Genomic DNA, 19,399 nt, shown 5'->3' with positions numbered 1-19,399 from the left:
ATCCAGACCCTCCACATTTTTTCAGGCACATCGAGGTGGTTGGTTTTAGGGCCGCTTCGCAGCCCAACGCGGGGCAAGCCCGCTCGCCACAAAGGTCAGCTCGTGTGAGCACTAGTCATCATTGCCACTGCCGCGAAACTTGAACAGGTCGCGGCGCTGCTTCTTGCTCGGCTTGCCATCGGTGGTCATGCCGGTAGCACCCGCCTTGCGCATGGCCGCAGCGTTTTCGCGCTTGGCGATGCTCGCTTCAGTCTCTGTGTACAGCGTCTGCGCTTCAGGTGCACCACGACGCACAACGGAAAGCGCCTGGACCACCACGGTCTTTTCATCAAAACCGATGCGAATCTGCAACTCATCACCGACGCGTGGCTCTTTGCCCGGCTTGCAGCGCTCGCCGCGATGATGCACTTTGCCACTCTCAATCGCGGCTTTGGCCAAGGCACGGGTTTTAAAGAAACGCGCCGCCCACAGCCACTTGTCCAGACGGACCTTTTCTTCCTCTTCCTGCTTCTGAGCCACTTGAATTCCTCGCTCTGAAAAATGTCGCAACTTTACCGTTGAAACCCTTCGACGCATAAACCCCAAGGCTCACCTAAGATACGCCAGGTAGCACCCTGTTTTCGCGAGGACATACTGTGACCGATTTTCCCACTTCACTCACCTCGCCTAACCAGCGGTGTGTGGGCTGCCAGCAGAGCGAGCCCCTGGGTTTCGAGTTTGCTTTCGCCTATCAGCCCATCGTAGACCTTAGAGACCATTCGATTTTTGCCAACGAAGCCCTGGTACGCGGCGTCAATGGCGAAGGGGCGATGTCAGTGCTGCAGCAGGTTAACGACACCAATCGATACCGTTTCGACCAGCGTTGCCGCACCCAGGCGATCGCGGGCGCTTCGGCCTTGGGGATGCAAACCCACCTTTCAATCAATTTCATGCCCAACGCCGTGTACCGTCCGGAGTTGTGCATTCGCAGCACCCTGGAAGCGGCTCGCGCGCACAATTTTCCGCTGGACCAACTGATTTTCGAGACACTGGAAAGCGAGCATGTAGATAACTATCGCCATTTGACGAATATTCTGCGTGAATACCGCGAATTCGGCTTCAAGACCGCCATCGATGATTTCGGCGCGGGCTATTCGGGGCTGAATCTGCTGGCCGATTTCCAACCTGACTTGATCAAACTCGATATGGCGCTGATCCGCGATGTCGATCAGGATCGTGTCCGTCAGGTGATCGTCCAGGGGATTGTCACAATCTGTGAGCAGTTGGGCGTTACTGTCATCGCCGAAGGCATCGAAAGTGCCGGCGAGCGCGACTTTCTGTCTGACTGTGGAATATTTCTGATGCAGGGCTACTGGTTCGCCAAGCCCGCATTCAAAGCCCTGGCGGAGGTTTCCCCTCACGCCTGGGCGAATTGACCGGTTACCCATATTGAAGACATTTGACCATTTGACCGTTGTGGGTCTGCGTGAGTGGGTGGCACTTCCCGACCTGGGAGTGGCAGGCCTGCGTGCAAAGATCGACACCGGTGCCAGCACCTCCAGCCTGCACGCCACCGACATCGAGCCTTTTGAGCGCGACGGTGAGAAGTGGGTGCGCTTTACCGCGCACCTGGGCAGCGTTGTGCAACTGCGACACCGCCGCTGCGAAGCGCCGCTGGTGACGATGAAAACCATCAAGAGCTCCAACGGCCATGCGCAGGTGCGCTATGTAATCAGTACCACCCTGGCGTTGGGTGATCGGGTATGGCGGGTGGAGTTCACCCTGGCCTGCCGCAAAGCCATGCGTTACCGCCTGTTGCTGGGTTCCAAGGCGCTGATTGACGGCCACCTGGTGGTCAATCCCGGCGTCAAGTACGTTCAAGACAAGCCGGTGTTCCCGGTCTCTACTATTTCTGCCCCAGGTGCTGCATGAAGATTGCTGTGCTGTCGCGAAACCCGCGTCTGTATTCCACCCGCCGCCTGGTCGAGGCCGGCACCGAACGTGGCCATGAAATGGTGGTGATCGACACGTTGCGTGCCTATATGAACATTGCCAGCCATAAGCCGCAGATCCATTACCGCGGCAAACCGCTGGAGGGGTTTGATGCGGTAATCCCGCGTATCGGCGCCTCGGTGACGTTCTATGGCTGCGCGGTGCTGCGCCAGTTCGAAATGATGGGGGTTTTTCCCCTCAATGAATCGGTGGCCATTGCGCGATCGAGGGACAAATTACGCTCATTGCAACTGCTGTCGCGCCGGGGTATCGGCCTGCCGGTCACCGGTTTTGCCCACTCCCCCGACGACATCCCAGACCTGATTGAAATGGTCAATGGCGCGCCGCTGGTGATCAAGGTGCTCGAAGGCACCCAGGGCATCGGTGTGGTGCTGTGTGAAACCGCGACAGCCGCGGAATCCGTGATCGAGGCGTTCATGGGCCTCAAGCAGAACATCATGGTCCAGGAGTACATCAAGGAAGCCGGCGGTGCGGATATCCGCTGCTTCGTGGTGGGCGACAAGGTGATTGCAGCGATGAAGCGCCAGGCCAAGCCCGGAGAGTTTCGCTCCAACCTGCACCGTGGCGGCAGCGCCAGCCTGATCAAGATCACCCCGGAAGAACGCATGACCGCGCTGCGGGCGGCAAAGGTGATGGGGCTGGCGGTAGCGGGCGTGGACATCCTGCGCTCCAACCACGGCCCGCTGGTGATGGAGGTGAACTCGTCGCCGGGCCTGGAAGGAATCGAGACCACCACCGGCAAGGATGTGGCGGGGATCATCATTCAGCATCTGGAGAAGAATGGTGGACCGAATATGACCAGGACCAAGGGCAAGGGTTAGAGACGCGGCTGTTAGCTTCAAGCTATAAGCTGCAAGAAAGGGCAAAAGCTGCCTGCCTTTCTCTTGCGGCTTTAAGCTTGAAACTTGCAGCGTTTCTATACCGCATCTCTTGGCAGCATCAGTCCAAGCGGCAAGCGCACCCGCGCCTCAAGACCACCACCCTCGCGGTTGCGCAGTTCAACATTGCCGCCATGCATCGAAGCAATCCGCCGCACAATCGCCAGCCCCAGCCCAGTCCCTTTGCCGCCCCTGGCACGGTCGCCACGGGTAAACGGGTTGAAGATACCTTCCAGTTCCGCCGGATCAATCCCCGTGCCACGGTCCATCACACTCAGCACCACATAAGGCGCGGCACTGTCGCCGGAGACGTAGGCGGCCACCTCCACATCGGAGCCGGCATGGTGCAACGCATTACCAATCAAGTTATTCAGCAGACGCTTCATGGATACACGACGCAGCGCAAACGGCTGGATAGGTTCCAGGCGCATGCGCACCTGCTCGCCATTCTGGTTGTAGGGCGCGACAACCTCACGCACCAGATCCGTGAGATCGACTTCCTCCACCACCTCGTCACGCCCATCGCGGATAAACGCCAGGAACTGGTCGAGAATCGCGTCCATGTCTTCGATATCACGAACCATGTCGTCAGTGAGGTCGCTATGGTTGCCCATCAGCTCCAGGGACAAGCGCAATCGCGTCAATGGCGTGCGCAAGTCATGGGACACCCCCGCCAGCATCAGCTCGCGTTCGCGCCCAGCCTGTTCGACGTCCTCCGCCATCTGATTGAAGGCGCCATACACTTCGGTCATTTCACTGGGCGTATCGCTGACCGGCAGGCGCACGCTGCGCCCCTGGCCCAACTGGCGGGCGGCAAACACCAGGCGTTTAAGCGGTTGGTTAAGCTGACGGACAAAAATCCACGCGGACGCAGTGGAAAGCAAGCCGATGGCCAGGAACCAGCCCAACACGTTCCAGATCTTCTGCCCCCGCAAAGGATGCGGATACAGCGGAACCTTGATCCAGGCATCGCCCAGGCTCGGGGCCCTCACCCACAGCGCAGGTGAAACATGCATGCGCAAGCGCACCTCGGTGTCCTCGCCGAGTTCGGCCTGCATCTGGCGCTGGTAGATCTCGCTGTAAGGCCAATGCTGTTCACCCTCAGGTACGCCGGCCCCGTCAACACGGGTCAACGTCGACGCCTTGGCTACTTTTTCCCGGTTCTCAGGGTCTACAGCCCAATAACCCCGCAGCGTCAGGGCGACACCGTGGCTGTACTGCCGATCCACCAGCACGTCTTCGTTCATCAACAGATAAACCAGTGTCAGCGCCTTGGAAAACAGCACGACGATCAGCACCAGCCAAAGGGTGCGGGAGAAGAAACTTTGCGGGAACCACAGAGGGGTTTTCATAGAAGACAGCTGGACACCTTGCAGGAACGAGCGGCGCTCGCAGAATTGCAGACGCCGGACATCCCGTCGACCCTCATGGAGTCAAACGCCAGGATGCCCGCCCTGCAAATCATCGGTCACTTGGTTGCGGTGCCATCCGGCACAAACACATAACCCACGCCCCATACCGTCTGGATATACCGAGGTTTGGACGGGTCCGGCTCGATCATCCGGCGCAGACGGGAAATCTGCACGTCGATGGAGCGCTCCAGGGCGTCCCATTCCCGACCGCGGGCCAGGTTCATCAGCTTGTCGCGGGTCAGCGGCTGACGCGCGTTCATCACCAGGGCCTTGAGCACTGCGAATTCGCCAGTGGTGAGCATATGCACTTCGTCGCCGCGCTTGAGTTCGCGGGTCGCCAGCGACAGTTCGTAATCGCCAAACGTAACGCTTTCGTCTTCGCTGCCCGGCGCGCCCGGTACCGGCGGTGCCTGACGACGCAATACGGCTTTGACCCGCGCCATCAACTCATCTGGGTTGAAGGGCTTGGCCAGGTAGTCATCAGCGCCCAGTTCAAGGCCCTTGATGCGGCTCAGCTCATCGCCCTTGGCGGTGAGCATGATGATTGGAATCTGGTTGTTCGCGCCGCGCAGGCGCTTGCAGGCGGTCAGGCCGTCTTCGCCGGGCAGCATCAGGTCGAGTACGACCAGGTTGAATACTTCGCGCCCCAGGAGGCGGTCCATCTGCTCGGTGTTCGGCACCGCGCGGGCACGGTAGCCCTTGGAATTGAAGAAACGCTCCAGCAGGCTGCTCAGCCCCGGATCGTCATCAACGATGAGAATTTTTTCGCCTTCAGCAGTTTGTGCAGTGCTGCTCATTGGATGCTCCTCTTATCTCGGCGCGCATTATGGCGTAGCTGTCGTTATACGCACCGTGTGCATTGTTAGCAGATTTTTCCTCGACTGCCAGCAAACCCGTGCCCTACAACCACCTGCGCAGTAGCCCTCAACAACAGAACGCTGGTTATAATGCGGCGCCTTCCTGCAGGGCAACGTCAGATCATGACCGTTTACTGCCGGGCTTTTTTTACCCGCTTGTCGCGATTTTTCCGATTTCGAGGGTCAATAGGCTGCCTCTTGACCCAGGTAGCGGCGCCAGTCGGGCCGCTCAACCAGCTGCGCAAGGCCTTGTGTTCCGGGCCTGCGAGCTGCTTCTAAGAATTTCAGGTGGTTTTATGGACAGCATCAACAGCCGCATCGCCGAGGAACTCGGTGTACGCCCACAACAGGTCGAAGCGGCCGTCGCTCTACTGGATGAAGGCTCCACGGTGCCCTTCATCGCCCGTTACCGAAAAGAAGTCACCGGCAGCCTCGACGACATCCAGCTGCGGCACCTGGAAGAGCGCCTGCGCTACCTGCGAGAACTCGACGAACGGCGCATCAGCATCCTCGCCAGCATCGAGGAACAGGGCAAGCTAACCCCCCAACTCGAGCGCGACATCAAGCTCGCCGACACCAAGACCCGCCTCGAAGACCTCTACCTGCCGTACAAACAGAAGCGCCGCACCAAGGGCCAGATTGCCCTGGAAGCCGGCCTGGGCGAACTGGCCGACGGCCTGTTCAACGACCCGTCGCTGACCCCGGACACCGAAGCCGCGCGCTTCGTCAACGCTGAAAAAGGCGTTGCCGACGTCAAGGCCGCCCTCGAAGGCGCCAAGTACATCCTGATGGAGCGCTTCGCCGAAGACGCCAACCTGCTGGAAAAACTGCGCAGCTATCTGAAACAGGAAGCCACCCTCAGCGCCCGCGTCATCGCCGGCAAAGAGGAAGAAGGCGCCAAGTTCCGCGACTACTTCGAACACGACGAACCGCTGAAAAGCATGCCGTCCCACCGTGCGCTGGCGATTTTCCGTGGCCGCAACGAAGGCATTCTCAGCTCCGCACTTAAAGTCGGCGACGAGTTGCCGGGCACCATGCACCCGTGCGAAGGCATGATCGGCCAACAATTCGGCATCCAGAATCAGAATCGTCCTGCGGACAAGTGGCTCGGTGAAGTCGTGCGCTGGACCTGGAAGGTCAAGCTCTACACCCACCTGGAAACCGACCTGCTCGGCGAGTTGCGCGACGGCGCCGAAACCGAGGCGATCAACGTATTCGCCCACAACCTGCACGACCTGCTGCTGGCCGCCCCGGCCGGCCCGCGCGCCACCCTGGGCCTCGACCCGGGCCTGCGCACCGGCTGCAAGGTCGCCGTGGTCGATGCCACCGGCAAGCTGCTGGACCACGCCACCGTATACCCACACGTACCGCACAACAAATGGGACCAGACCCTCGCCATCCTGGCCGCCCTGTGCGCCAAGCATTCGGTGGACCTGATCGCCATCGGCAACGGCACTGCCAGCCGTGAAACCGACAAGCTGGCCGCCGAGCTGATCAAAAAATACCCAGCCATGAAGATGACCAAGGTGATGGTCTCCGAAGCCGGTGCTTCGGTGTACTCGGCATCGGAACTGGCCTCCAAGGAATTCCCGGACCTCGACGTGTCGATCCGTGGCGCGGTGTCCATCGCCCGTCGCCTGCAGGATCCGCTGGCAGAGCTGGTTAAAATCGATCCTAAATCCATTGGCGTCGGCCAGTACCAGCACGACGTGTCGCAGCTGAAACTGGCGCGCGGCCTGGATGCGGTGGTGGAAGACTGCGTAAACGCCGTGGGCGTGGACGTGAACACCGCCTCCGTGGCGCTGCTGGCGCGTATTTCCGGCCTCAATGCCACCCTGGCGCAGAACATCGTCACGCACCGCGACGAAAACGGCGCCTTCAAAACCCGCGCCGCGCTGAAAAAAGTCGCACGCCTGGGTGAAAAAACCTTCGAGCAAGCCGCCGGCTTCCTACGCGTGATGAACGGCGACAACCCGCTGGACTCGTCCGCCGTTCACCCGGAAGCCTATCCGCTGGTGCAACGCATCGCCGCCGAGACCGACCGCGACATCCGCTCGCTGATCGGCGACGCCGCGTTCCTCAAGCGCCTGGACCCAAAGAAGTACACCGACGAAACCTTCGGCGTGCCGACCATCACCGACATCCTGCAAGAGCTGGAAAAACCTGGCCGCGACCCACGTCCCGAGTTCAAGACCGCCGAGTTCCAGGACGGCGTCGAAGACCTCAAGGACCTGCAACTGGGCATGATTCTCGAAGGCGTGGTCACCAACGTGACCAACTTCGGCGCCTTTGTGGACATCGGCGTGCATCAGGACGGTTTGGTGCACATCTCTGCGCTTTCGGAGAAGTTCATCAAGGATCCGCGCGAAGCAGTGAAGGCCGGAGATGTGGTCAAGGTCAAGGTCATGGAAGTCGACATCCCGCGCAAACGCGTTGGCCTGTCGATGCGCATGAGCGACACCCCAGGCGAGAAAATCGACGGCGCCCGTGGTGCACGCCCTGGCTCGTCGCCGCGCCAATCGCAGAACCGCTCTGAAAACAGCCAACCGCGCAAGGAAACCGCCACCGCAGCGCCAAGCAACAACGCCATGGCCTCGCTGTTTGCCAACGCCAAGCAGTTGAAGAAACGCTGATGGAAATCCCCGCCGGTTTGACCCAGAGCGCGTTCAGCGAACTGATCGGCTGCCGCCTGCAACGCCTTGAAGAAGGCGTTGCCGAAGTGGCCCTGACTCTGGAGCCGCACCTGCGCAACCGCGCGGGCAAGCTCCACGGCGGGGCGATTTTCAGTCTGGTGGACATCACCATGGGGCTGGCCTGTTCCAGCGCCCATGGTTTTGATCAGCAGAGCGCGACCATCGAATGCAAGATCAACTACATCCGCGCCGTGGAAGACGGTGATGTGCTGTGCACCAGCCGCGTGATTCACGCCGGCCGGCGCACGCTGGTGGTCGAAGCCGAGGTGTACCAGGACGAAAGGCTTGTCGCAAAAGCACAGGGCACCTTCGCTGTCCTATAGCTCCCCGCCCCCGATTTGAGTTAATTTCGGCGCTGCGACAACAGCGTCGGAATTTTCTTGCTGCGCCATAGCCCAATTCATGGAGTGAAGGAGGCTTTTTCAAAGCGAGTCAAATCGACTCAAAACCAGGCGATAACGCCAGTTTTAACTTCACCCTTGTAGACCGTCCTGCCCACCCCCATATTGGGGCGACTGACGCGTGAAGGAATCCAACTTGAGCGAACTTCTCAACCGCCGCCTGGCTCTGCTCGGCAAGCGCGAACACCTCTCCCTGCTAGAGCAGTGCTTGCACGGCATCGAGCGTGAATGCCTACGTGTCACCGGTGACGGTCGCCTGGCGCAAACGCCGCACCCCGAAGCCCTGGGCGCCGCGTTGACCCATGAACAGATCACCACCGACTACTCGGAATCGCTGCTGGAGTTCATTACCCCGGCCCTGCCCAACCCGGCCGATACCCTGAGCAGCCTGGAAAAGATCCATCGCTTTGCCTACACCAAGCTCGGCAGCGAATACCTGTGGAGCCCCTCGATGCCGTGCCCATTGCCGGCCGAGGAAGACATTCCGATTGCCTACTACGGCACCTCCAATATCGGACAGCTCAAGTACGTGTACCGCAAGGGCCTGGCCCTGCGCTACGGCAAGACCATGCAGTGCATTGCCGGCATCCACTACAACTTTTCCCTGCCGGAACAGTTGTGGCCGCTGCTCAAGGAGACTGAGGGCTTCGTCGGCACCGACCGCGACTATCAGTCCACCGCCTATATCGCGCTGATCCGCAACTTTCGCCGCTACAGCTGGCTGCTGATGTACCTGTTCGGGGCCTCGCCGGCCCTGGACGCGGGTTTCCTGCGCGGTCGCTCGCACCAATTGGAAGTGCTCGACGCCGACACCCTGTACCTGCCGTACGCCACCAGCCTGCGCATGAGCGACCTGGGTTACCAGAGCAACGCCCAGGCCGGCCTGACGCCGTGCTACAACGACCTGAGCAGCTACACCGACAGCCTGCGCGAAGCGGTGGCAACGCCCTACGCGCCCTATGTCGAAGTCGGCACCCATAAGGACGGTGAGTGGGTACAACTCAACACCAACATCCTGCAGATCGAAAACGAGTACTACTCCAACATCCGGCCCAAGCGCGTGACCTACACCGGCGAGCGGCCGATCCAGGCGCTGATGGCCCGTGGCATCCAGTACATCGAAGTGCGCTGCCTGGACATCAACCCGTTCCTGCCGATGGGCATCGACCTGCCGGAGTCGCGTTTCCTCGACGCATTCCTGTTGTACTGCGCGCTGAACGACAGCCCACTGTTCGCCGATAACGAGTGCGGCAACGCCACGTCCAACTTCCTCAGCGTGGTCAAGGAAGGTCGGCGCCCAGGCCTGCAATTGCAGCGCAAGGGCCAGGCCGTGGACATGAAGGAATGGGCTACCGAGCTGCTGGAGAAGATTGCCCCGTTGGCTGCGCTGCTTGATGAAAGCCACGGCATCACCGAACACAGCCAGGCGCTGGACGCCCAGTTGGCCAAGGTCAAGGACCCTTCCCTGACCCCTTCGGCCCAGGTATTGGCGGCGATGGCCGAGCGCAAAGAGAGCTTTGCACAGTTCTCCCTGCATCAGAGCGAGGTGCATGCCGAGTACTTCCGCCGCGAGCCGTTGCCGGCTGAAGAACAGGCCCGCTTTGAGGAACTGGCGCGCACCTCGCTGGCGCAACAGGCGGAGCTGGAGCAGAACGAAGTGGGCGATTTTGACGTGTTTGTCGGGTCGTACCAGGCGAGCATTCTGGCGATCAGCAACTAACCGAAGCCGAACCCGGCTCAAAATGTGGGAGGGGGCAAGCCCCTCCCACATTTGCCCTCATCAAGCTCAAGATTCGCTTCAACCTTTCGCCCATAAGCTAATTCGAAAATGTTATTTATTTTCGGATTCTTAGATCATTTAGTCTCCTCACACGCCGACCCTCGGCCGCCTGATTGAGGAGCTTCCCCGTGAAACTTTTAACCCCACTGCGCCTCTTGGCGGCGTTGTCCCTGGCCGGTGCCAGCCTGTTTGCCCAGGCGGCGGATGTGACCATCGCCTACCAGACCACCGTAGACCCGGCCAAAGTCGCCCAGGCCGACGGCGCGTATGAAAAAGCCACCAACGCCAAGATCGACTGGCGCAAATTCGATAATGGCGCCGACATCATCGCCGCCATCGCCTCCGGCGACGTGCAGATCGGCTACCTCGGCTCCAGCCCTCTGACCGCCGCGATCACCCGCAAAGTGCCGGTGGAAACTTTCCTGGTTGCCACCCAGATTGGCGGTGCCGAAGCCCTGGTGGCGCGCAATGGTTCCGGGATCAACAGCCCCCAGGACCTGATCGGCAAGAAAGTCGCCGTACCCTTCGTTTCCACCGGCCACTACAGCCTGTTGGCCGCGCTGAAGCACTGGAACATCGACCCATCGAAAGTGACCATCCTCAACCTCGCACCGCCGGCGATCATCGCGGCCTGGAAGCGCGGCGACATCGACGCCACTTACGTATGGGACCCGGCCCTGGGCGTGGCCAAGGAAAACGGCAAGGTGCTGATCACCTCCGGCGAGCTGGCCAAGTTCGGCGCGCCGACCTTCGATGCGTGGATCGTGCGTAAGGATTTCGCCGAGAAGCACCCGGAAATCGTCACAGCCTTTGCCAAAGTCACCCTGGATGCCTACGCCGCCTACCGCAAAGACCCACAAGCCTGGCTCGCGGACAAAGGCAACGTCGACAAACTGGTGAAACTCTCCGGCGCCAAGGCCAGTGACATCCCGCTGCTGCTGCAAGGCAACGTCTACCCACTGGCCGCTGACCAAGTCACTCTGCTGGGCGCACCGACCACCAAGGCCGTGACCAATACCGCTGCGTTCCTCAAGGAACAAGGCAAGGTCGACGCCGTGCTGCCGGACTACGCCCCTTACGTCAGCGCCAAGTTCATCACCAACTGATCCAGGAGTTCATCGCGATGGCCTTGCTACAACTGGAGCGCATCAGCGCACAGTACCCAGGCGCCACAGAACCGGTACTGTCCGATATTTCACTCGACCTGGGGCCCCAGCAGTTGCTGGTGGCTCTCGGCCCGTCCGGCAGTGGCAAGACTTCGCTGTTGAACCTGATTGCCGGCTTTGTCGAGCCTTCTGCCGGGCGCATCACCCTCGATGGCGTGCCGGTCAAAGGCCCCAGCGCCGAACGCGGCGTGGTGTTCCAGGACGACGCCCTGCTGCCCTGGCAGGACGTGCTGGCCAACGTCGGTTTCGGCCTGGAACTGGCCGGCGTGCCCAAGGCGCAGCGTGAAGTGCGCGCCCGGGAAATGCTCGCCCTGGTTGACCTTGCCGGCTTCGACAGCCGCCGTATCTGGCAGCTTTCTGGCGGCCAGAAACAGCGTGTCGGCCTGGCGCGAGCGCTGGCCGCCGACCCGCGCGTGCTGCTGATGGACGAACCCTTCGGCGCCCTCGATGCCTTCACCCGCGAACAGATGCAGGAACTGTTGCTGCAAGTCTGGCGACGCACGGCCAAGCCGGTGTTCCTGATTACCCATGACATCGAAGAAGCGGTGTTCCTCGCCACCGACCTGATCCTGCTGGCGCCCAACCCGGGGCAGATCGTCGAACGCCTGCACCTGGACTTCGGCCAGCGCTACGCCGCCGGTGAGGCGGCGCGGGCGATCAAGTCCGACCCGCGCTTTATCGAAACCCGTGAGCACGTGCTGGGCAAAGTGTTCTCGCAACGGCAGGTGTCCGCATGAGCAGCTACGAACTCCCCGCCACCGCCGCCAAGCCAGCGGCCCACACAGTTATCCCGGTGCGGCGCAGCCTGAGCACACGCTGGATCAGCCTGTTGACCCTGATTGCTCTGCTGGCCCTTTGGTGGGCCGTGACTGCCACCGGCCTGATCGAACCGTTGTTCCTACCACCGCCCTCGGCCGTGCTGCAAAAAGGCTGGCTGCTGGCGACCACGGGCTATATGGATTCCACCTTGTGGCAGCACCTGGGCGCGAGCCTCAGCCGGATCGGCCTGGGCCTGGGCTTCGCGGTGCTGACCGCCGTACCGGTGGGGATTGCCATCGGTTCCAACCGCATCGCCCGCGGCATTCTCGACCCGCTGATCGAGTTTTACCGGCCGATTCCGCCCCTGGCTTACCTGCCGTTGATCGTGATCTGGTGCGGTATCGGCGAGCTGTCCAAGGTGCTGCTGATTTACCTGGCGATCTTTGCGCCCATCGCCATCGCCACCGCGACCGGCGTGCGCACCGTCGACCCGGCCAAGCTACGCGCGGCGCAGTCGCTGGGCGCCACCCGTGCCCAGCTGATTCGCCATGTGATCCTGCCGAGCGCCCTGCCCGACATCCTCACCGGTGTGCGCATCGGCCTGGGTGTGGGCTGGTCGACCCTGGTCGCCGCCGAGCTGATCGCGGCCACCAGTGGCCTGGGTTTCATGGTGCAGTCGGCGGCGCAGTTCCTGGTCACCGATGTGGTGGTGCTGGGGATCCTGGTGATCGCCCTGATCGCCTTCGCCATGGAAATGGGCCTGCGTGCCCTGCAGCGTAAGTTAGTGCCCTGGCATGGCCAGGCACATTGAGTGAGAACCGCATGAGCAGCCTGACCGTTACCCCCTTGAGCATCGCCTTGGGCGCCCAGATCAGTGGCGTCGATATCACCCAGCCGCTGAGCGCCGAACACCGCGATGCCATCGAGCAGGCGTTACTCAGCCACTCGGTGCTGTTCTTCCGTGGCCAACCGATCACCCCGCAGCAACAGGCGCGGTTCGCGGCGAATTTTGGCGACCTGCACATCCACCCGATCTACCCCAACGTGCCGGAACAGCCCGACGTGCTGATCCTCGACACCGCCGTCACCGACGTGCGCGACAACGCCGTATGGCACACCGACGTGACCTTCCTGCCCACCCCGGCCCTCGGCGCGGTACTCAGCGCCAAGCTGTTGCCAGCGTTTGGTGGCGATACGCTGTGGGCCAGTGGCATCGCGGCGTATGAGGCATTGTCCGAGCCGTTGAAGCGGTTGCTCAATGGGCTGACGGCTACCCACGACTTCACCAAATCCTTTCCGCTGGAACGCTTTGGCAACACCGCCGAAGACCTGGCGCGCTGGGAAGAAACCCGCAAGAAAAACCCACCGCTGTCGCACCCGGTAGTGCGCACGCATCCGGTGAGCGGGCGTAAGTCGCTGTTTGTCAGTGATGGGTTTACCACCAGGATCAATGAACTGGAGCCGGCGGAGAGCGAAGCGATTTTGAAGCTGCTGTTCGCCCACGCCACTCGCCCGGAATTCACCCTCCGCTGGCGCTGGCAGGAGAACGACGTGGCCTTCTGGGATAACCGCGTGACCCAGCATTACGCGGTGGATGACTACCGGCCGCAACGGCGGGTAATGCATCGGGCGACGATTCTTGGGGATGTGCCGTTCTAAACCACACTGCAAATCAAATGTGGGAGAGGGCTTGCCCCCTCCCACATTGACCCAGCGGTGTCAGGTTATTCAGCGCTGGATGGCTTTTCCCACAAGTTGATTCCACCTTCCTGCGCAAACCGATCGATCTCCGCCAGTTCTTCCGCACTGAAGCTCAGGTTCTTCAACGCGCCGACGTTCTCGATGATCTGCTCCGGCCGGCTGGCACCGATCAGTGCGCTGGTCACACGTGGGTCGCGCAGGGTCCAGGCGAGTGCCAATTGCGCCAGGCTCTGACCGCGGCGCTGGGCGATTTCGTTCAGCGCACGTACGTGGGCGATGTTGGCTTCCGACAGGTGCTTGGCCTGCAACGAACCACCCCCCGGACGGTTGACCCGTGCGTCGGCCGGCACGCCGTTGAGGTACTTGTCGGTGAGCAAGCCCTGGGCCAGCGGCGTGAAGGCAATCACTCCGGCGCCGAGCTCTTCGGTGGTGTCCAGCAGGTCTTTTTCCACCCAGCGGTTGAGCAGGTTGTAGGCCGGTTGGTGGATCAGCAGCGGCACTTTCCACTCTTTGAGCAGGGCGGCGATTTCGCGGGTTTTCACCCCGGAGTAAGACGAGATACCGATGTACAACGCCTTGCCCTGTTGCACGGCGGTGGCGAGGGCGCTGGCGGTTTCTTCCAGGGGCGTGTCGGCATCAAAACGGTGAGAGTAGAAAATGTCCACGTAGTCGACGCCCAGGCGTTGCAGGCTCTGGTCGAGGCTTGCCAGCACGTATTTGCGCGAGCCGCCGCCCTGGCCGTAAGGGCCCGGCCACATGTCCCATCCAGCCTTGCTGGAGATGATCAATTCGTCGCGGTAGTGCTTGAAGTCTTCGCGCAGCAAACGACCGAAGTTGATCTCGGCGCTGCCGTAGGGTGGGCCGTAGTTGTTGGCCAGGTCGAAGTGGTTGATCCCCAGGTCGAACGCGGTGCGCAGCAGGGCGCGCTGGGTATCGATCGGGGTGCTGTCGCCAAAGTTGTGCCACAGCCCCAGGGACAGTGCCGGCAGCACCAATCCACTGCGGCCTACGCGGCGATACGGGATAGATTCATAGCGGTTTTCGGCAGCAATGTAAGTCATCGAATCCTCTCTTGGACGTAGGCAAATAAGGCCTGGGAATAACCATATTCCCAGGCCTTTTAACCAGCTGAATCGCTTAAGTCTGCCCTTCCGTTTTACAGCAATTTCCTACCCGAGTGGAACGACATAGCTGACATAGAAGCGGTTTTCATCCTGCCGTGGTACCACGGAACTTAACGCACCAAATGCAGGAACTGCAGGTGCCGTTCGTACTGATCGAGGATGTCGTTGATGATCTGCTCCTTGGTGTAGCCGACCAGGTCGTAGTCCTGGCTGCCCTCGCTCAAGTGCACTTCCGCCCGATAGTAGCGGCGATTGTTGAGCTGCTTGGAACCCATGCCGCCGCGTGCAAATGAGGGCGTGAAATAGCCGCGCATCTGCACCTGGTACACGAATGGATGCTCTTCGCCGTGACCGATTTCCAGGCTGACGCTGTCGTTGGACGGGTCCGGCTGGGTCACCACGTTGAGGCCTTTTTCGACAAACACCGCGGTCACTTCTTCAATCGCCGGACGCACCGTGGTCTCAAGGAAGCGGTACACCTCGTCCCGCGATGGGAAATGCACGGCCTGGCTCAAACGCTGGCGCCAACCGCCCGTGCCTTTGCGTGAGCCCGACACCGGCGCCAACGAATGCAACTGCGCAATCTGCTTTTGCGATTCGAGGTAGAAGGCCTTGTGCAGCCCCCACATCATCAGCAACAGGATCAGCGAGAACGGCAACGAGGTCAGCACCACCGCCGATTTAAGCGAATCAATGCTGCCGGCAAACAGCAGCGCACTGGTGACCAGCGCCGTCATTGCACCCCAGAACACTCGCAACCATTTCGGCCCGTCTTCGTCGGCATTGCCGCCCTTGGACGACAGGGTCGAGAGCACCACGGTGCCGGAGTCGGCCGACGTGACGAAGAACACGAAGCTGATAAACACCGTGACCGCGATGACCGTTTTGCTCCACGGGTAGGTTTCCAGCAGCAGGTAGAGGCTCATCGATGGATCATCGATGGCCGACTGACCGAGTGCGGTCATACCGTGGTTGAGCACCTGATCGATGGCGCTGTTGCCGAAGATTGACATCCACGCCAGGGTGAAGCCCAACGGGATCAGCAGCACGCCGAACACGAACTCGCGGATGGTCCGGCCACGGGAAATGCGTGCGATAAACAGGCCCACGAACGGCGACCACGCGATCCACCAGGCCCAGTAGAACACTGTCCAGCCGCCCAGCCAGTCGCTCGGTTTGTCGTAGGCGTACACATCGAAACTCTTGGTCGGCAACGCGCCCAGGTAGTCACCGATGTTCTGGATCAGGGTGTTGAGCAAGTGCTGGGTGGGCCCGGCGAACAACACGAACAGCAGCAGCGCACAGGCCAGCAGCATGTTGATGTCGGACATGACCCGCACGCCCTTGTCGACGCCCGCCACGGCGACGAGGATCGCCGCGCCCATCATCAAGGTGATCAAGCCGACCTGGATCCACTGGGTGTGGGCAATGCCGAACAGGTAGTCGAGGCCGGAATTGAGGTGCAGCACGCCGAAGCCCATGTCGGCACCGAGGCCGAACACCGTGGCAATGATGCCGAAGCCATCCACCGCATAGCCGATAGGGCCGTTGATGCGCTTACCAATCAGCGGGTACAGCGCCGAGCGCAACGCCAGCGGCAGGTTATGCCGGTAGGCGAAATACGCCAGCGCCATGCCGACAAAGGCAAACACGCCCCAGCCGTGCAGGCCCCAGTGCAGGAACAGCACCTGCATGGCCTGGCGTGCAGCGTCGGCATTCATGGCCTCGCCCTGGGGCGGTTGCACCAGGTGCGTCAGCGGTTCGGACACGCAGAAGAAGAACAGCGTGATGCTGATCCCGGCGGCGAACAACATGCCGGCCCAGGACAGGTAACTGAATTCGGGCTCGTCGTGGTCGGCACCGAGTTTTATCTTGCCGTAGCCCGATAGCGCGGTGACCACCACGAAGACCAGATACAGGGTCATCGCCAGCATGTAGTACCAGCCGACCGTATTGGCCGCCCAGTTTTGCGCCGCCAGCAGCCAGGCACCGGCCTGTTGCGGGATAGCGATGACAGTGATGCCGAACAGCAAAATGAAGCTGGCGGCAAAGTAGAAGACGGGCGCATTCATGCGCACCAGGCCACTGGATGGGGTAGACGATGCACTCATGAACGATGCACCCCGAGGATCAGGGATGTGGCTGTATAAAACGGACTCAGCAAAGGTAAGCCTCCTGTTGTGAGCGGGCAGCGAACCACCGGGTTTAACTTGAACGAACGTTCAAGTTAAACATAGGTAGGCGGTCTGGGACTAATCGCAGGGCTGAGTGGTAGATAATTCCTACACTAGCTCAAGGATTGGTATGACGGGTGGAAGAGGCAAATCGTTCAGCGGTTACTGACTGAAATACGGTTCAACGTTGGAATGCAATTCAATGTGGGAGGTGGCTTGCTCCCGATGGCGGTGGTTCAGCCAATTCATTTTTGACTGACACTCCGCTATCGGGAGCAAGCCCCCTCCCACAGGGTTTTGTGTGATTTTTAAGACCGGCGCTATTTTTGCGCCCCATCATCATGCTGCAAATTCGCCTGCGTAATGTTCGCCCCCACCGGCACACTGCGGGTCAGCCACACGTTACCGCCAATGGTCGAGCCCTTGCCGATGGTGATGCGCCCGAGGATCGTCGCCCCGGCATAGATCACCACATCATCCTCGACAATCGGATGGCGCGGATGGCCCTTCTGCAACTGTCCATCCTCATCCGCCGGGAAGCGCTTGGCCCCCAACGTGACCGCCTGATAGATACGCACGCGCTCGCCGATGATCGCGGTTTCGCCGATCACCACGCCGGTCCCGTGGTCGATAAAGAAACTCGGGCCGATCTGCGCACCGGGGTGGATATCGATCCCGGTGGCCGAGTGGGCGATTTCCGCACTGATCCGTGCCAGCAGCGGCAAGCCGGCGCGGTACAGGTGGTGGGCCAGGCGATGGTGAATCACCGCCAGGATCCCTGGGTAGCACAGCAGCACTTCATCCACACTGCGTGCGGCCGGGTCGCCGTGGTAGGCGGCGAGTACGTCGGTATCCAGCAGGCTGCGCAAGGACGGCAAGGCCAGGGCGAAATCCTGGATCAGGCGGATGGCATGGGCGTCGATCTGCCTGTCGTCCTGGCCGCCCTGACGCGCGGCATAACGCAACTCCAGACGCGCCTGGGCGAGCAAGGCATTCAGCGCGACGTCGAGGGTATGGCCGACGTAGAAATCTTCACTTTCTTCACGCAAGTCTGCCGGCCCCAGGCGCATCGGAAACAGCGCACCGCAGAGGGACTCGAGAATCTGGGCAACGGCTTCACGGGACGGCAATTCGCGGCCGCCATGCTCGCCGCTCAAACGGCCATTGCGCGTTCGCCACTGGTCACGGGCGCCGCGCAGTTGGCTGACAATGGTCTGTAATTGCCAATGGCTGGAACGCTCACTCACGGTATTCACTCCTGATGTAATGGCCATCACTTTACGGTATGCGCCCTGACTGCCCTTAAGAACCAATGGTGCGATGCTAAGAACCATCCGACATAAGCGATTGGCGGTTGCCCGATGAAAAGTGCCTGCCTATAGTCGCCTCATCCCTTAGCCACCGTGCGTAGCCATGATCAAGCAACAGCTCGACCGTTTTAACCGCCTGGAACTGCTCGGCGGCGCCACCGCCCTGGAAAAACTCGAACGGCTGTCGACCTGGTTGGGACGCGACATCTACGTCAAGCGCGACGACACCACGCCACTGGCCATGGGCGGCAACAAGCTGCGCAAACTCGAATACCTGGCAGCCGATGCCATCGCCCAGGGCGCCGATACCCTGGTGACCGCCGGTGCCATCCAGTCCAACCACGTACGCCAGACCGCCGCCCTCGCCGCCAAGCTCGGCCTGGGCTGCGTCGCCCTGCTGGAAAACCCCACCGGCACCGAAGACCCCAACTACCTGGGCAACGGCAACCGCCTGCTGCTGGAGTTGTTCGACGCCAAGGTTGAGTTGGTCGAAAACCTCGACAACGTCGACGACCAACTCAACGCCCTCGCCGATCGCCTGCGCAGCAACGGCAAGAAGCCGTACCTGGTGCCCATCGGCGGCTCCAATGCCCTCGGCGCTCTCGGTTATGTGCGCGCCGGTCTGGAGCTGGCCGGGCAGATCGAAGACAGCGGCATCGAATTCGCCGCCGTGGTGCTGGCCTCCGGCAGCGCCGGTACCCACAGCGGCCTGGCCTTGGCCTTGAGTGAAGTGCTGCCGCAACTGCCCGTGATCGGCATCACCGTATCGCGTACCGAAGAAGCGCAGTTGCCGAAAGTCCAGGGCCTGGCCGAACGCACGGCCGAGTTGCTCGGCGTGGACATCCCCGACGCGTTCAAGGTGATCCTGTGGGACGAATATTTCGCCCCCCGTTACGGCGAACCGAACGCCGGCACCCTTTCGGCGGTCAAGCTATTGGCGAGCCAGGAAGGCCTGCTGCTGGACCCGGTCTACACTGGCAAGGCCATGGCCGGTTTGCTGGACGGCATCGGGCGCCAGCGCTTTGAAGATGGCCCGATTATTTTCCTGCATACCGGTGGAGCACCGGCGTTGTTTGCCTATGACTCTGTTTTCAACTGAATAAACGCGGGCTAAATGTGGGAGGGGGCTTGCCCTAATGCCAGTCAGTTAAG

At 61.2% G+C, this 19,399-nt stretch carries 17 protein-coding genes; 11 read left to right on the top strand and 6 right to left on the bottom strand.

Annotation, left to right across the window (positions count from 1 at the left end):
• Positions 1-111: 111 nt before the first annotated feature.
• Entirely contained in the window at positions 112-519 is a 408-nt protein-coding gene (locus J1G35_RS28865; protein ID WP_053140288.1) for a S4 domain-containing protein, read from the bottom strand.
• A gap of 116 nt (positions 520-635) precedes the next feature.
• Between J1G35_RS28865 and J1G35_RS28860 the strand changes: the two genes are divergently transcribed.
• Genes J1G35_RS28860 through rimK form a run of 3 tightly spaced genes read left to right on the top strand, consistent with a single transcriptional unit; the run spans position 636 to position 2,813 of the window.
• On the top strand, positions 636-1,415 hold the full coding sequence (locus J1G35_RS28860; RefSeq protein WP_223016683.1) for an EAL domain-containing protein: 780 nt from the start codon (positions 636-638) through the stop codon (positions 1,413-1,415).
• A 46-nt stretch (positions 1,416-1,461) separates the two neighbouring features.
• The gene (locus tag J1G35_RS28855) at positions 1,462-1,911 is read left to right on the top strand and encodes an ATP-dependent zinc protease (RefSeq protein ID WP_169899741.1); all 450 of its coding nucleotides are present in this window, start codon (positions 1,462-1,464) and stop codon (positions 1,909-1,911) included.
• Positions 1,908-2,813: a 30S ribosomal protein S6--L-glutamate ligase gene (gene rimK / locus J1G35_RS28850; RefSeq protein ID WP_003171022.1), complete on the top strand. Its 906-nt coding sequence runs from the start codon at positions 1,908-1,910 to the stop codon at positions 2,811-2,813. The genes J1G35_RS28855 and rimK overlap by 4 nt, the downstream gene beginning before the upstream one ends.
• 95 nt (positions 2,814-2,908) lie before the next feature.
• On the opposite strand, the gene J1G35_RS28845 is transcribed toward rimK, so the two are convergent.
• Positions 2,909-4,222, bottom strand: coding sequence for an ATP-binding protein (locus J1G35_RS28845; protein ID WP_053140284.1), 1,314 nt, complete (start codon positions 4,220-4,222; stop codon positions 2,909-2,911).
• Between the two features lie 116 nt (positions 4,223-4,338).
• Positions 4,339-5,079: a two-component system response regulator OmpR gene (ompR, locus tag J1G35_RS28840; RefSeq protein WP_015373500.1), complete on the bottom strand. Its 741-nt coding sequence runs from the start codon at positions 5,077-5,079 to the stop codon at positions 4,339-4,341.
• Between the two features lie 356 nt (positions 5,080-5,435).
• On the opposite strand from ompR, the gene J1G35_RS28835 reads away from it, so the two are divergent.
• From J1G35_RS28835 to tauD, 7 genes are all read left to right on the top strand, one after another.
• The gene (locus J1G35_RS28835) at positions 5,436-7,772 is read left to right on the top strand and encodes a Tex family protein (RefSeq protein WP_053140282.1); all 2,337 of its coding nucleotides are present in this window, start codon (positions 5,436-5,438) and stop codon (positions 7,770-7,772) included.
• Positions 7,772-8,155, top strand: a complete 384-nt coding sequence (locus tag J1G35_RS28830; RefSeq protein ID WP_053140279.1) for a PaaI family thioesterase — start codon at positions 7,772-7,774, stop codon at positions 8,153-8,155. Before J1G35_RS28835 ends, J1G35_RS28830 begins: the two co-directional genes overlap by 1 nt.
• Before the next feature lie 214 nt (positions 8,156-8,369).
• Positions 8,370-9,953, top strand: a complete 1,584-nt coding sequence (gshA, locus tag J1G35_RS28825; RefSeq protein WP_053140276.1) for a glutamate--cysteine ligase — start codon at positions 8,370-8,372, stop codon at positions 9,951-9,953.
• Between the two features lie 188 nt (positions 9,954-10,141).
• Positions 10,142-11,119, top strand: coding sequence for a taurine ABC transporter substrate-binding protein (gene tauA / locus J1G35_RS28820; protein ID WP_223016682.1), 978 nt, complete (start codon positions 10,142-10,144; stop codon positions 11,117-11,119).
• A gap of 17 nt (positions 11,120-11,136) precedes the next feature.
• Positions 11,137-11,916: a taurine ABC transporter ATP-binding subunit gene (gene tauB, locus J1G35_RS28815; RefSeq protein WP_223016681.1), complete on the top strand. Its 780-nt coding sequence runs from the start codon at positions 11,137-11,139 to the stop codon at positions 11,914-11,916.
• Positions 11,913-12,749 (top strand): taurine ABC transporter permease TauC, encoded by an 837-nt coding sequence (gene tauC / locus J1G35_RS28810; protein WP_223016680.1) that lies wholly within the window; start codon positions 11,913-11,915, stop codon positions 12,747-12,749. Before tauB ends, tauC begins: the two co-directional genes overlap by 4 nt.
• A gap of 11 nt (positions 12,750-12,760) precedes the next feature.
• The gene (gene tauD / locus J1G35_RS28805; RefSeq protein WP_223016679.1) at positions 12,761-13,597 is read left to right on the top strand and encodes a taurine dioxygenase; all 837 of its coding nucleotides are present in this window, start codon (positions 12,761-12,763) and stop codon (positions 13,595-13,597) included.
• Positions 13,598-13,662: 65 nt separating this feature from the next.
• Here the strand turns inward: tauD and mgrA are convergent, their stop codons facing one another.
• The 3 genes from mgrA to epsC all read right to left on the bottom strand — a co-directional run bounded on the left by mgrA (position 13,663) and on the right by epsC (position 18,184).
• Positions 13,663-14,700, bottom strand: coding sequence for an L-glyceraldehyde 3-phosphate reductase (gene mgrA, locus J1G35_RS28800; RefSeq protein ID WP_053140257.1), 1,038 nt, complete (start codon positions 14,698-14,700; stop codon positions 13,663-13,665).
• 173 nt (positions 14,701-14,873) lie between these two features.
• The gene (gene betT / locus J1G35_RS28795) at positions 14,874-16,835 is read right to left on the bottom strand and encodes a choline transporter BetT (RefSeq protein ID WP_223016684.1); all 1,962 of its coding nucleotides are present in this window, start codon (positions 16,833-16,835) and stop codon (positions 14,874-14,876) included.
• Between the two features lie 422 nt (positions 16,836-17,257).
• On the bottom strand, positions 17,258-18,184 hold the full coding sequence (gene epsC / locus J1G35_RS28790; protein ID WP_223016678.1) for a serine O-acetyltransferase EpsC: 927 nt from the start codon (positions 18,182-18,184) through the stop codon (positions 17,258-17,260).
• 166 nt (positions 18,185-18,350) lie between these two features.
• Here epsC and J1G35_RS28785 point away from each other — a divergent pair, with 166 nt between their 5' ends.
• Positions 18,351-19,346: a D-cysteine desulfhydrase gene (locus J1G35_RS28785; RefSeq protein WP_053140251.1), complete on the top strand. Its 996-nt coding sequence runs from the start codon at positions 18,351-18,353 to the stop codon at positions 19,344-19,346.
• Positions 19,347-19,399: the final 53 nt, after the last annotated feature.

The sequence above is a fragment of the Pseudomonas sp. SH10-3B genome (genome assembly GCF_019891415.1).
Lineage (GTDB): Bacteria > Pseudomonadota > Gammaproteobacteria > Pseudomonadales > Pseudomonadaceae > Aquipseudomonas.
Note: the sequence above shows the minus strand (reverse complement) of the source record. Positions and strands in the feature narration are given on the sequence as shown.

Coding starts and splice junctions, on each gene's coding strand:
- rimK (WP_003171022.1), top strand. CDS start 1,908: ATGAAGATTGCTGTGCTGTCGCGAAACCCGCGTCTGTATTCCACCCGC.
- J1G35_RS28845 (WP_053140284.1), bottom strand. CDS start 4,222: ATGAAAACCCCTCTGTGGTTCCCGCAAAGTTTCTTCTCCCGCACCCTT.
- ompR (WP_015373500.1), bottom strand. CDS start 5,079: ATGAGCAGCACTGCACAAACTGCTGAAGGCGAAAAAATTCTCATCGTT.
- J1G35_RS28835 (WP_053140282.1), top strand. CDS start 5,436: ATGGACAGCATCAACAGCCGCATCGCCGAGGAACTCGGTGTACGCCCA.
- J1G35_RS28830 (WP_053140279.1), top strand. CDS start 7,772: ATGGAAATCCCCGCCGGTTTGACCCAGAGCGCGTTCAGCGAACTGATC.
- tauB (WP_223016681.1), top strand. CDS start 11,137: ATGGCCTTGCTACAACTGGAGCGCATCAGCGCACAGTACCCAGGCGCC.
- tauC (WP_223016680.1), top strand. CDS start 11,913: ATGAGCAGCTACGAACTCCCCGCCACCGCCGCCAAGCCAGCGGCCCAC.
- tauD (WP_223016679.1), top strand. CDS start 12,761: ATGAGCAGCCTGACCGTTACCCCCTTGAGCATCGCCTTGGGCGCCCAG.
- mgrA (WP_053140257.1), bottom strand. CDS start 14,700: ATGACTTACATTGCTGCCGAAAACCGCTATGAATCTATCCCGTATCGC.
- betT (WP_223016684.1), bottom strand. CDS start 16,835: ATGAATGCGCCCGTCTTCTACTTTGCCGCCAGCTTCATTTTGCTGTTC.
- J1G35_RS28785 (WP_053140251.1), top strand. CDS start 18,351: ATGATCAAGCAACAGCTCGACCGTTTTAACCGCCTGGAACTGCTCGGC.